This is a genomic window from Nonomuraea sp. NPDC049655 (assembly GCF_044465465.1).
Classification (GTDB): domain Bacteria; phylum Actinomycetota; class Actinomycetes; order Streptosporangiales; family Streptosporangiaceae; genus Nonomuraea.
The window spans coordinates 51032-63428 of the sequence record NZ_JBITLS010000015.1 but is presented as its reverse complement, the minus strand read 5'-3'; the positions used below and the strand labels follow the sequence as shown (position 1 = coordinate 63428).

The 12397-nt window shown below is 70.3% G+C and carries 13 protein-coding genes; 6 read left to right on the top strand and 7 right to left on the bottom strand.

All coding sequences use genetic code 11. The features are described 5' to 3' along the window. Positions 1-215 precede the first annotated feature (215 nt). Positions 216-1226, top strand: coding sequence for a LuxR C-terminal-related transcriptional regulator (locus tag ACIBQ6_RS39410; protein ID WP_358282180.1), 1011 nt, complete (start codon positions 216-218; stop codon positions 1224-1226). A gap of 39 nt (positions 1227-1265) precedes the next feature. Continuing rightward, positions 1266-1643: a DUF5319 domain-containing protein gene (locus tag ACIBQ6_RS39405; RefSeq protein ID WP_090930411.1), complete on the top strand. Its 378-nt coding sequence runs from the start codon at positions 1266-1268 to the stop codon at positions 1641-1643. On the opposite strand, the gene ACIBQ6_RS39400 is transcribed toward ACIBQ6_RS39405, so the two are convergent. Together ACIBQ6_RS39400 and ACIBQ6_RS39395 are read right to left on the bottom strand one after the other, a co-directional pair. Beyond that, the gene (locus ACIBQ6_RS39400; RefSeq protein ID WP_358282178.1) at positions 1604-1804 is read right to left on the bottom strand and encodes a hypothetical protein; all 201 of its coding nucleotides are present in this window, start codon (positions 1802-1804) and stop codon (positions 1604-1606) included. The two genes, ACIBQ6_RS39405 and ACIBQ6_RS39400, sit on opposite strands and share 40 nt — an antisense overlap. After that, positions 1801-2436, bottom strand: a complete 636-nt coding sequence (locus ACIBQ6_RS39395; RefSeq protein WP_090930520.1) for a sigma-70 family RNA polymerase sigma factor — start codon at positions 2434-2436, stop codon at positions 1801-1803. The genes ACIBQ6_RS39400 and ACIBQ6_RS39395 overlap by 4 nt, the downstream gene beginning before the upstream one ends. A 658-nt stretch (positions 2437-3094) precedes the next feature. Here ACIBQ6_RS39395 and ACIBQ6_RS39390 point away from each other — a divergent pair. Then, positions 3095-3574 (top strand): AAA family ATPase, encoded by a 480-nt coding sequence (locus ACIBQ6_RS39390; RefSeq protein ID WP_397218267.1) that lies wholly within the window; start codon positions 3095-3097, stop codon positions 3572-3574. 475 nt (positions 3575-4049) lie between these two features. On the opposite strand, the gene groL is transcribed toward ACIBQ6_RS39390, so the two are convergent. The 3 genes from groL to ACIBQ6_RS39375 form a co-directional block, all read right to left on the bottom strand. Next, positions 4050-5669: a chaperonin GroEL gene (groL, locus tag ACIBQ6_RS39385; RefSeq protein ID WP_352318685.1), complete on the bottom strand. Its 1620-nt coding sequence runs from the start codon at positions 5667-5669 to the stop codon at positions 4050-4052. Positions 5670-5738: 69 nt separating this feature from the next. After that, a complete protein-coding gene (groES, locus tag ACIBQ6_RS39380; RefSeq protein WP_226899011.1) occupies positions 5739-6053 on the bottom strand; it encodes a co-chaperone GroES in 315 nt (104 codons plus the stop codon). A gap of 171 nt (positions 6054-6224) precedes the next feature. Then, complete coding sequence (locus tag ACIBQ6_RS39375) at positions 6225-7079, bottom strand: NAD-dependent epimerase/dehydratase family protein (RefSeq protein WP_397218265.1); 855 nt, start codon at positions 7077-7079, stop codon at positions 6225-6227. Between the two features lie 104 nt (positions 7080-7183). Between ACIBQ6_RS39375 and ACIBQ6_RS39370 the strand changes: the two genes are divergently transcribed. The 3 genes from ACIBQ6_RS39370 to ACIBQ6_RS39360 all read left to right on the top strand — a co-directional run bounded on the left by ACIBQ6_RS39370 (position 7184) and on the right by ACIBQ6_RS39360 (position 10879). Next, the gene (locus ACIBQ6_RS39370) at positions 7184-7681 is read left to right on the top strand and encodes a MarR family transcriptional regulator (protein WP_358282172.1); all 498 of its coding nucleotides are present in this window, start codon (positions 7184-7186) and stop codon (positions 7679-7681) included. 30 nt (positions 7682-7711) lie between these two features. Beyond that, entirely contained in the window at positions 7712-8875 is a 1164-nt protein-coding gene (locus ACIBQ6_RS39365) for a methyltransferase domain-containing protein (RefSeq protein WP_397218264.1), read from the top strand. A 195-nt stretch (positions 8876-9070) separates the two neighbouring features. Beyond that, positions 9071-10879, top strand: coding sequence for a hypothetical protein (locus tag ACIBQ6_RS39360; RefSeq protein ID WP_352362844.1), 1809 nt, complete (start codon positions 9071-9073; stop codon positions 10877-10879). Positions 10880-10938: 59 nt separating this feature from the next. On the opposite strand, the gene tsaD is transcribed toward ACIBQ6_RS39360, so the two are convergent. Then, complete coding sequence (tsaD, locus tag ACIBQ6_RS39355; RefSeq protein ID WP_352318676.1) at positions 10939-11970, bottom strand: tRNA (adenosine(37)-N6)-threonylcarbamoyltransferase complex transferase subunit TsaD; 1032 nt, start codon at positions 11968-11970, stop codon at positions 10939-10941. Next, complete coding sequence (gene rimI / locus ACIBQ6_RS39350; protein ID WP_397218457.1) at positions 11963-12394, bottom strand: ribosomal protein S18-alanine N-acetyltransferase; 432 nt, start codon at positions 12392-12394, stop codon at positions 11963-11965. Before rimI ends, tsaD begins: the two co-directional genes overlap by 8 nt. Positions 12395-12397 lie beyond the last annotated feature (3 nt).

The window sequence follows — 12397 nt, the reverse complement described above, 5'->3', positions numbered from 1 at the left end:
CCTCCGCGTCCTGATGGCGGCTGCCGCAAGGCCCCGCTTCAGGGTGCCGACGCTAGGTAAAGCCTGCGTCACTCAACGGCACGACGCAATGTGAAAACGTGCAATTGCACGAAGTTGCACGTTCCGCCGGCGATTCCGCGGCAAGCCCCGGACACGCGGGCGGGACGGGGTTATCCTCGCGGCACGCCCGTGTCCCCCCGACGGAGCCGCCCATAATGCGTAATCAGCCCAGGCGCGTCGCAGAGCCCTTCGAGACGCTGGGCCTCGACCCGGCGCAGACCGCCCTTTACACGGCGCTGCTACGCCTGCACAGGGCCACGCGCACCGACCTCGCCCAGGCCATGGACGGCCCCGTCGAGAAGGTCGGCCGCCAGCTCGACGACCTGGTCAGGCTGGGCGTGGTCGACGAGCAGTCCGGCGAGTACCTGGCCAGGCACCCGGCGGCGGCGCTCGGCCGGGTCATCGCCGAGCGGCTCGACCGGCTGGCCGAGGAGAGCCGCAGGATCGACTCCGCGCTCGGCTCCATCCGCGGCCTGATCCACGACTACGACGCCGGCCGCGATTATCAGAGCGGCACATTCCCGGTGGAGATGGTGAACGGCGCGGACGTCCTCTACGAGAGCGTCGTCGGCATAGCCGTGCAATCGCCGCCCATGGAGTTGTTGACCGCAATCCCGGACGAGCGCACAATGGCAGATTTTGTTCGTAAATTTGCGGACCCATGGATTGATGCGCAAAAACGGCAACTTCTTACCGTTCAGGCGATCATTCCGGTCTCCACGCTGAGCCTGCCGGGCGTACGCGATCAGCTCACCCGGCTCCTCGACACCGGCGGCAAGGTGCGCACGCTCGACCGGGTGCCGAGCTGGTTCATGACGGCCGGGCCCGAGGTCGCCGGCCTGCCCGCGCTGTGGGGCGGCAACCTGCCCGACCACGCCTACAACTTCTACCTGGTGCGCACGCCGATCGTCGTCGGCATGCTGCGCTCGCTGTTCCAGGAGCTCTGGGGCCGGGCCGTGCCGCTGCCCTGGGGACGCAGGGGCGACGGGATGGTCCAGGTGCTCCGCCTGGCCGCGCAGGGCGTGTGCGACGACTCCATCGCCCGCCAGCTCGGCGTCTCGGTCCGTACGGTGCGGGCGAGGTTCGCCGACGCCATGGCCGAGCTGGGCGCGCAGTCGCGCTTCCACGCCGGCGTGGAGGCCGCCAGACGGGGATGGCTCAGCTAATACTCTCCGCCGGGGCCGCTTCGGTCATATGGTGGGAAGGTGCTGGAAGACGTCCCCCGCGACCCGTTCGCGGACGACCCGAACGACCCGTCCTCGGCGATGGGCGCTCTCGACGACGCCGAGCCACTCACCGCGGCCGAGCGCGACGAGGCCATCACCGACCTGGCAGACGTCGAGGTCTTTCGCTCCCTGCTCGAACCGCAGGGGGTGCTGGGCCTCGTGCTCGACTGCCCCGAGTGCGGCGAGCAGCACTTCTTCGACTGGGAGCTGCTGCGCGGCAACCTTCGCCAGATGATCGAGAAAGGCCAGCCCCAGGTGCACGAGCCGGCCTTCCACCCCGACCCCGCCGACTACGTCAGCTGGGAGTACGCCCGAGGCTACGTCGACGGCGTCATCGACACGGAGGAGCGCCGCTGATCGACTTCCTCCGAGACATCGTCCAGTAGCGCGCCCAGCAACCGCACCGCAGGGTCGGACGAGTCCCGCGCCCGGCCCCGCGCGACCGCGTCGAGCAGCTCGTCGGTCTTGAGCAGGTCGTCGGCCTCGAGAAGCGCATGGAGCTCGTCCTCCGGCGTCAAGCCGACTCCAGCTCGGCCATCTGCCGCAACCTGGCCAGCGCCCGATGCTGGGCTACGCGGACCGCACCTGGTGACATGCCGAGTACATTACCGGTCTCCTCGGCGGACAGCCCCGACACCACCCGCAACAGCAGCAACTCCCGCTGGTTGTCGGGCAGCCTGGCCAGCAGCCTGCGCGCGTGCTCGACCTCGATGTAGCGGACCACCGTCTCCTCGGGCCCCGGGCCGTCGTCGGGCCCGTCGGGCAGATCCTGGGTGGGCACGGCCGAGCGCACCGAACTGCGCAGCGCGTCGGCCACCTTGTGCGAGGCGATCCCGAACACGAAGGACGCGAAAGGCCGCCCCATGTCCCGGTATCGCGGCAGCGCGGACAACACCGCGATGCACACCTCCTGGGCTACGTCATCGGCAATGTGATATTGCCCTGAAACCCTGCCCAGCCTGGCGCGGCAATACCGCACCACCATGGGACGCAACTCCCCGAGCAGGGATTCGATCGCACTGCGATCTCCCTGCACGGCGAGGCTCGTCAGTTCCCTAAGGTCGGAGTCATCCGTCCGTGCCGGAAGTCTCGACGCGAGCCTTACCCCAATTTTGGCGTCGGCGACGCTTCCCTCGCTCACGATAGGCATGATGCCCGCACTGATCGGGCCTGTCCCCATGGCGAACGGCTACGGATTGGTCACATTGAAGCGACGATAACTAGCAGTAATCAGCCGACCACACTAAGCCTGATGAGCTGACATAATGTTTCACTCCATAAGCCGAAATGCACGACAATTGCCAGACCCCGACGCTTAACCGGCACTGCCGGTTTACTCCAATAATCCACCTCTTCCCCCAATTTCCCCCGCCCCCACCCCCTTCCGCCCCGTAAGCCCCAGCCGCATTTCACCACCACGCGAAACCCACCAGCCCCCTCCCCGCACCCGCCCCCGGGCCGCCCCCGCTCCCGCCCCCGGGCCCGCCGCACGGCGACGACCGACGCCGCCAAGGCCAGGAGGCAGACCACGACAAGCCGACGCACCACACCGGCCGGCCCGAAGCGGACCACGGAAGGCCGACTCCCCCACCGAAGGCGCCGTGAAAGCCACCGGTCCGCCCAAGGGGGTGTTCAAGGGGCGTCGCAACGCGGTGATCACTGACCGGCGGCGGCCGGCGAAGCGAACCGAGCGGGCTTCCGTAGTCAGAGTTGCAGGGACTGCGGAAGCCCATGACCGGACACCGCCAGATCCCGACGTGGGTGACCTGAAGCCGGTCGAGGTCGGGACGGTTCGGTGGTCTCGCCCGATGGCGAAGATCTTGGTCACGGGGATGTCGGGAACCGGCAAGTCCACGGCGTTGGAGATGCTGGCGGCCCGGGGCCATCGCGCCGTCGATACCGATACCGACCAGTGGAGCCACTGGGTGACCTTGTCGGACGGATCCACTGATTGGGTGTGGCGTGAGCCGGCCATCAGCGACCTACTCACCAACCACGGTGAGGGCGCGCTCTTCGTGGCCGGCTGCAAGTCCAATCAGGGCCGGTTCCACCCGCAGTTCGACCACGTCGTCCTGCTCAGCGCGCCCGCTGAGGTCATGCTTGCTCGCATCGCGACGCGCACCGACAACCCCTTCGGCAAGCGCCCTGAGGAACGTGAAGCCGTCCTGAGTGACCTGGCCCACGTGGAGCCGCTGCTTAGGGCCACCTCCACGCTCGAGATCGACGCTTCTGCGCCGATCGACAGGGTCGTCCAGCAGCTTGAGGAACTCGCGCAAACGACGCCGTGATCGAAGGTTGCAGAGACAGGCGCACTCCCGGCCTCCCCGCTTCGGGGTTCAGGCGCAGGCCGCCAGGAGCTTCGTGAGGCGTTCAGCCAGGTGTCCCAGTCCATCGTCCTGCGAGGTCGGACGGGTTACTCTGCGGCGACGGCACCGGGGCCCTCGCGGGTGTGGACCGAGTCGGTGCCCTCGGGGGAGGTACTACGCAGCAGGCCGTTGGTGTCCTCGTTGGAGCTTCACTGCCAGGGGCTGGCCGAGTCGCAGAAGTAGAGCGGGACAGCGGCGGTAGGGCGAAGACGCCGTGGGAGCCCAGTTCTGATCCCTGGTCTCAGGCAAGAGATCGCAGCAGCCGTGGCAGGGACGTGACGGTCTGGCTGAAAGCCGACGGCCCGCGCCGGAGGGAACCGGGACGGGCCGTGGGAAGCCGACGGCCCGCGCCGGAGGGAACCGGGCGGGCCGTACGGGCGCGGGGGAAACAGCCGGGTCAGTGGCCGTGACCGTGGCCGTGGCCCTGGCCGGCGGCCGGAGCCTCCTCCTCGGGCTTGTCCACCACGAGCGCCTCGGTCGTCAGGAGCATGCCCGCGATCGAAGCCGCGTTCTGCACCGCGGACCGGGTCACCTTGACGGGGTCGATGACACCCTGGGCGATCAGGTCGACGTACTCGCCGGTGGCGGCGTTGAGGCCCTGGCCGGCGGGCAGCTCGGCGACCTTGTGGGTCACCACGTAGCCCTCCAGGCCGGCGTTCTCGGCGATCCAGCGGGCCGGCTCGACCAGCGCGCGGCGCACGACGCCGACACCGGTGGCCTCGTCGCCGGTCAGGCCGAGGTCGTCGAGCTCCTTGCCCACGTGGATGAGGGCCGAGCCACCGCCGGAGACGATGCCCTCCTCGATCGCGGCGCGGGTCGCGGAGATCGCGTCCTCGAGGCGGTGCTTCTTCTCCTTCAGCTCCACCTCGGTGGCGGCGCCGACGCGCAGCACGCACACACCGCCGGCGAGCTTGGCCAGACGCTCCTGCAGCTTCTCGCGGTCCCAGTCGGAGTCGGACTGCTCGATGGCAATCTTGATCTCCTTGACGCGGTCCTCGATCGCCTGCTGGTCGCCGGCGCCGTCGACGATGGTCGTGGCGTCCTTGGTGACGACGACGCGGCGGGCCGTGCCGAGCACCTCGAGGCCGACGTGCTCCAGCTTGAGGCCGACCTCCTCGCTGACGACCTGGCCGCCGGTGAGGATCGCCATGTCCTGGAGCATCGCCTTGCGGCGGTCACCGAAGCCCGGGGCCTTGACGGCCACGGAGGTGAAGGTGCCGCGGATCTTGTTGGTGACCAGGACGGCCAGGGCCTCGCCCTCGACGTCCTCGGCGACCACGAGCAGCGGCTTCTTGGTCTGGGCGACCTTCTCCAGCAGCGGCAGGAAGTCGGCGATGGAGGAGATCTTGCCCTGGGTGAGCAGGATGTACGCGTCCTCCAGGACGGACTCCATGCGCTCGGGGTCGGTCACCATGTAGGCCGACAGGTAGCCCTTGTCGAACTGCATGCCCTCGGTGAACTCGAGCTCCATGCCCATGGCGTTGGACTCTTCGACGGTGAGGACACCGTCCTTGCCCACCTTGTCGAATGCCTCGGCGATCAGCTCGCCGATCTTGGCGTCCTGGGCGGAGATGGTGGCGACGTTGGCGATCTCCTTCTTGTCGCCCACCTCGCGCGCGCTGGCCAGCAGCCGGTCGCTGATCTCCTTGGCGGCCTTGTCGATGCCACGCTTGAGCGACAGCGGCGAGGCGCCGGCGGCCACGTTGCGCAGGCCCTCGCGGACCATGGCCTGGGCCAGCACGGTGGCGGTGGTGGTGCCGTCGCCCGCGATGTCGTTGGTCTTGGTGGCAACTTCCTTGGCGAGCTGGGCGCCGAGGTTCTCGTAGCGCTCCTCCAGCTCGATCTCACGAGCGATGGTCACACCGTCGTTCGTGATCGTCGGCGCACCGAACTTCTTGTCGATGACGACGTTACGGCCACGCGGGCCGAGGGTTACCTTCACGGCGTCCGCGAGGGCGTTGACACCGCGCTCAAGCGCGCGACGGGCGTCCTCGTCGAACTGCAGGATCTTCGCCATGCTGAAAGTCCTCTCCTGGCGTCGAAAGCCCCGGGCCCTCAAGAGCGCCCGGGGCTCGACACAACCGGCTTACTTCTCGATGATCGCGAGAACGTCGCGGGCGGAGAGCACGAGGTACTCCTCGCCGCCGTACTTGACCTCGGTGCCGCCGTACTTGCTGTAGAGGACGACGTCGCCCTCGGAGACGTCGAGCGGAATACGCTTGTCGCCGTCCTCATCCCAGTTGCCGGGGCCCACCGCGAGGACCTTGCCCTCCTGCGGCTTCTCCTTGGCGGTGTCCGGGATGACCAGACCGGAAGCGGTGGTCTGCTCTGCCTCAAGCGGCTGAACCACGATGCGGTCGCCGAGCGGCTTAACGGGAACCTTGGTGGCGGTCGTCACGATCGGACCTCCCCTTCAGATTTGAATGATCTAGAAGAGGCGACCAGCGGGGCCTGCCGTCGCGGGTGTCAGACCTGCCTCGTCGCACGTTGGCACTCTCAAGGTGAGAGTGCCAACAGGAAACATATGCAAGAGGGCCTTGACAGTCAACACGAACGCGTCTGCTCAGAGCGATCAGACGTAGGAACCCTCGGTCAGATCGGCGACGACGCCGGGCCGGGAGGGGTTCCAGCCGAGTTCGGCGCGCGTGCGTGTCGCGCTGATGCGCTGGCCGAGCGCCAGGGCCTCGGCGAAGCCCGCCCCCAGCACCTGGGCCGCCTCGGCCTGCGGCCAGGGCTCTGCCTGCGGCTTGACGCCGGCGGACCGGGCCGCCGCCTCGGCCACCTCGGCGACCGGCACGGCCTCCTCGCTGATGCCGTGGTAGACGCGGGCGCCGCCCCTCTCCAGGACGGCCACGACGAGCTCGGCCAGGTCGTCGACGTGCACGAACGTCCAGGTGTGCGGCTCGCCGCCGGCGGTGACGTAGACCCCGGCGCCGCGCTCGGCGGCCTGCGCGCGCATCATGGCGGGGATGCCGCCGCCGCGCCCGTGGACGACGCCGGGCCGGATCACCGAGCCGCCGCCGTCGATGACCAGCTGCTCGATCTCGTGCCGGTACGCCACGAGCTGAATCGGGTCGGCCGGGCTGTCCTCGTGCCCGTCGGCGGTGGCGCCCAGCACCCACACGCCGCTGGTGAAGACCACCTTCCGGCCCGACGCGGTGAGCACGCCGATCGCGGCCAGGTCGGCCTCCTTGTCGCCGCCGAGCTGGGCGGCGACCACGATGGCGTCGATGTCCGGGGTGATCGCGGCGGCCAGCCCCGCGACGTCGGCCAGGTCTCCGTGACGCTCGTCCGCCACGCCCGGCACCCGCCGGGAGCCGTCGGCGGCGGGCCGCACCAGAACGGCCACCTCGTGCCCCTGCTCGGCCAGCCGCTCGACCACCGCGCCGCCGATGTACCCCGTCGCGCCCAGCACCAGCACCTTCATGATGAACCTACCTCGAAAATTTCTACGTTGAACATTTCGACGTCGTGGACAGTACCGCACGACGCCGAACATTTCAACGTCGAAGCTTTGATAGGGTGAGCCCCGTGGATGACGCGGTGGACGTGATTCTCGGACAGTGGGCGCGGACACGGCCCGACGTCGACGTGTCCCCGATGGGCGTGATCGGCCGGATCTCACGCGCCTCGCGCCTGCTGGAGCGCGGCGTGAAGGACTTCCTGGCCGAGCACGGGCTGGAGGCGTGGGAGTTCGACATGCTGGCCACGCTGCTGCGCAGCGGCGCCGACGCCACGATGTGCATGAAGGACCTGTCCAGCTCGGCCATGGTCAGCCCCGGCGCGCTCACCAACCGGATGGACCACCTGGTCCGGCGCGGCCTGGTCCACCGCTGGCCGGCGCCGCACAACCGGCGCATGACGCTGGTCGCCCTCACCGACGAGGGCAGGCGGGTCGCCGACGAGATGCTCGTCCTGCACGCCGCCAACGAGGAGCGGCTGCTCGCCGGGCTGTCCGAGGGCGAGCGCGAGGCCCTGGCCGGGCTGCTGCGCAGCCTGCTGGTCTCCCTGGGCGACACCTCCCTGTGAACGATCCCGAGTTGCGAGCGGAGTGCGTACATGGATCTCGACGCCTTCGGCGAGCTGCTGACCCCGCGCGGGCAGCGGGCGCTCGCCGAGGCCGCTGAGCTGGCCGGGACCGATCCGGTCGCGGCGGCGACCAGGCTGCGCCGCACCTACGACGCGGCGCTCACCTCCGCCGCGCTGACGCAGGCGGCGCTGCGCGAGCGCGCCGCGGCGAAGTTCGGCGCGGACGCCGCGGTCATGTACTTCACCCCGCACGGCCTGGAGCAGTCCACCCGCCGGGAGGTCGCCGACCACCGCGCCCGGCGCATGGGCGCCGGACGGGTGATCGACGCCTGCTGCGGGGTCGGCGGCGACCTCCTGGCGCTCGCCCGCGCCGGCTGCGAGGTCGACGCCGTCGACCTCGACCCGCTGACCGTCGCCGTGGCGAGCGCCAACGCCGACGCGCTCGGGCTGGCCGGCCGGGTGCGGGTGCGCGTGGGCGACGCGGCGCAGGTCCGGCCCGAGGAGTACGACGCGCTGTTCGCCGACCCGGCCCGGCGCAGCGGCAAAGGCCGGACGTTCGACCCCATGGCCTACTCGCCGCCCTGGCCGGTCGTGCTCGACCTGGTCGCACGGGCGCCGCGGGCCTGCCTCAAGGTCGCCCCCGGCATCCCGTACGAGTTCATCCCCGAGGGCGCGGAGGCCGAATGGGTCTCCTACAAGGGCGAGGTCAAGGAGGCCACCCTCTGGACCGGCCCCCAGGTCGGTCCCGCCCGGCGCGCCACCCTGCTGCCCGGCGGGCACACGCTGACCGCCACCGGCGTCCAGGCCGCCGTCGGCCCGATGGGCCGCTACGTCTACGAGCCCGACGGCGCCGCGATCCGGGCCCACCTCGTCGGCGAGGTGGCCGAGCTGATCGGCGGACGCCTGCCCGACCCCATGATCGCCTACATCACCGCCGACGAGCCCAGCCACACCCCCTGGGCCTCCGGGTACGAGGTGGACGAGGTCATGCCGTTCTCGCTGAAAAAACTCCGCGCGGCTCTCCGCGAACGGCGGATCGGAAATGTCACCATCAAGAAACGCGCGTCGGCGATCGACATCGAACGCCTGCGCGCCGATCTCCGCCTTTCCGGCGAGAACTCGATCGTCATTATCCTGACCCGCATTCTCGATAAGCCTTCAGTTATCATCTGCAACCCCCTTCCACCTGCCTGAACACTCCAAAGCGGTCATTCTTCCGCTAAATACGATCTTTCACTTCGACGCCGCCTGACCTTGATCGAAAGGCTAAGGTGGACGGGCGGGAGTTCTCCCCCTTATGCGGTAACCCGCGTACTCGCCCTTTCATCTGCAAACCGGACCTATCCCACCGCTGCGCGGCAGACCGTCGGCGAGCGAAGGAGCCTTTCGGTGGACCATTCCAACCACACCACCCTTCTTCAGGCAGGCGGCCAGTCCGCCATCTCCGAGAGGATGCGAGACCTCCTCGCGCGCGCCGCCCAGGACCATGTCTACGAGCAGCGCACTCAGGGAGCCGTGCTCGACGAGATCCGCCAGCGTCTTGAAGGCATGGAGTGGCTGCTGCGCGAGGTGCGCGAACGCGAGCTCGGCGGCCTGAGCGGCACCCTTGAGGCGGTGAGCGGGCGGCTCGACGACATCACCGCCAAGCCGCCGATGTGGGCGGAGGGCCTGGCCCAGCACGTCGAGGCCGTGCGCGACCACGTCGACGCCGTCGGGGAGAAGATCGGCCACGTCGACGCCCGGGTCGCGCCGGTGGCCGAGCTGCCGAGCCTGTGGGCGGACCTGGGCACCGTGGGCGAGGCCGTCGACGAGGCGCTCAAACGCCTGCAGTCGGTGCTCGACACCACCGACGGCATCACCCAGAACATGTCCGGCTTCGCCGCCAAGCTGACGCAGCTCAACTCCAGCATGGAGGCCGCGGCCAGCCGCTTCACCCGGCTCGACAAGTCGGTGGCCGACCTGTCGGGCCGCGCCGAACGGGTCGAGAGCGTGGTCGGCGAGCTGGCCGAGAGCGTCGCGGCCACGTCGCAGCAGGTCGCCGTCAAGATCGACGCGGCCGAGCAGCGCCTGACCGGCCGCCTCGACGACACCGACCTGCACATCGCCGCCCGCCTCGACGAGGCCGACAAACGCCTGGCCGGCCGCCTCGACGAGACCGACGAGCGGCTGACCCAGCGCCTGAACGAGCGGCTCGACCGCGCCGACGAGCGCCTGGCCGCCAAGCTCGACGAGGGCGACCAGCGGCTCACGGTCCGGCTGGCCGACGTCGAGCAGCGGCTCACCGCCCGCCTCGACGAGGCCGACCAGCACCTCGCCGTGCAGCTCGGGGAGAGCGAGCTGCGGCTCAGCGGGCGGCTCGACGGCGTCGACTCCCGGCTCGACCGGGTCGAGGGCCGGCTCATGGGGCTCGACACCCGGCTCACCGGGTTCGACGGCCGGCTGGAGTCGGCCGACGAGTGCCTGGCCGACATCGACACCAGGCTCGACGGCGTCGACGGCCGCATCAGCGGCGTCGACAAGCGCCTCACCTCGGTCGACGGCCAGCTCGGCGGCCTCGGCAAGCGCATGGGCGCCATCGACGGCCACCTCGTCCGCCACGACGACCGCTTCGACGCCCTCGACGGCCGCCTGAGCGCGCTCGACGACCGCGCCTCGGCCACCGACCAGCGCCTGGCCGAGACCGCCGTGCGCAGCGAGGGCCGCTTCAACAAGCTCGACAACCAGATGGAGTCGATCGACGAGCGGCTGGTCGAGGCGGAGGAGCACCTGATCACCCGGTTCGACACCCTCGACGGCCAGTTCAGCGGGCTCGACAGCCGCTTCAACGGCCTCGACACCCACCTCAACGGCCTGGCCGCCCGCGCCGATCAGGCCGGCGAGCACCTGGAGTCGGTCGACGACCGCATCGAGGCCATGAACCAGCACGTCAGCCAGCTCCCGGCCGCCCTGGCCATCCCCGAGCGGGTCGGCGAGCTCATCGAGTCGCAGGCCGGCGCGCAGGCCGACCGCCTGTCGGCCGCCGCCGACGCGCTGACCGAGCTGGTGCGCTCCCGGCCCGACCGCGACGAGCTGAGCGAGACGGTCAGCGGCATCGTGCAGCCGGCCACCGACGACCTCACCAAGCGGCTGGCCGCGCTGGAGGAGACCATGCTGGCGCTGGCCGAGGCCTTGCTCCGGCCCACCAGGACCAAAGACTGACCCGCCCGGCGGTGGGGCACCTCCCGCGCCTCACCGCCGGCCTCCGGCCCCGCCAGGGCTCAGACGTGGACCGTCGTGATCGGCAGCGACGAGTCCGCCGGGATCTCCAGGGTCGAGGGGGTGACCCCCGCCGCCACCAGGTCGGACCCCAGAGCGGCGACCATGGCCCCGTTGTCGGTGCACAGCCCCGGCCGGGGCACCCGCAGCCGCACGCCCGCCGCGTCGCAGCGCTCCTGGGCCAGCGCCCGCAGCCGCGAGTTGGCCGCCACGCCGCCGCCGATCAGCAGGTCGTGCACGTCGTACTTCTTGCACGCCTGCAACGCCTTGCGGGTCAGCACGTCGACCACGGCCTCCTGGAAGGAGGCGGCCACGTCGGGCACGTGGATCGACTGCCCGGACGCCTCACGCGCCTCGACCCAGCGGGCGACGGCCGTCTTGAGCCCGGAGAAGGAGAAGTCGAGCGTGCCGTCGTCGATCTTGCCCCGGGGGAAGGTGACGGCCGTGCCGGAGCCCTCGCGGGCGGCCCGGTCGATGTGCGGGCCGCCGGGGAAGGGCAGCCCGAGCACCCGGGCCACCTTGTCGAACGCCTCGCCGGCCGCGTCGTCGACGGTCGAGCCGAGCGAGATGACGTCTTCGGCCACGTCGGGCACCAGCAGCAGCGAGGAGTGGCCGCCGGAGACCAGCATGGCGATGCACGGCTTGGGCAGCGGCCCGTGTTCGAGCTGGTCGACGGCCACATGGGCGGCCAGGTGGTTGACGCCGTAGAGCGGCACGCCGAGGCCCAGCGCGTACGACTTGGCGGCGGCCACGCCCACCAGCAGCGCCCCGGCCAGGCCGGGCCCGGCGGTGACGGCGATGGCGTCGATGTCGGAGAACTTGAGCCCCGCCTCGGCCAGCGCCGCCTCGACCGTGGGCGTCATGGCCTCCAGGTGGGCGCGGGAGGCGACCTCGGGCACCACGCCGCCGTATCGGGCGTGCTCGTCCATGCTGGAGGCGATGGTGTTGGCGAGGAGCGTGTGGCCTCTGACGATGCCGATGCCGGTCTCGTCGCACGACGTCTCGATGCCCAGGACCAGGGGTGCGTCAGCCATCCAGCTTCCTTCTCATCATGATCGCGTCGGTGCCGTCGTCGTAGTAGCGGCGGCGTATGCCGATCTCCTCGAACTCGAAATGCCGGTAGACCGCCTGGGCGCGCGGGTTGTCGGCGCGTACCTCCAGGAAGATCTCGCGCGCGCCCCTGCGCCGCGCCTCGGCCAGCAGCTCGGTCAGCATCGCGCTGCCGATGCCGGTGCCCTGGTGCTTCTCCAGCACGGCGATGGTCTGCACGTCGGCCTGGTCGGACGCGACCGCGATGCCGCTGTAGCCGACGATCTCGTCGTCGGCCAGGGCCACCACGTAGTGGCGCGAACGCGGCATGTCGGCCAGCTCGCCGCGCATCATGCCCTCGCTCCACGCGTCGAGCGGGAACGTGGCCCGCTCGATCGCCATGACCGCGGGCAGGTCGGCCTGGGTCATCGG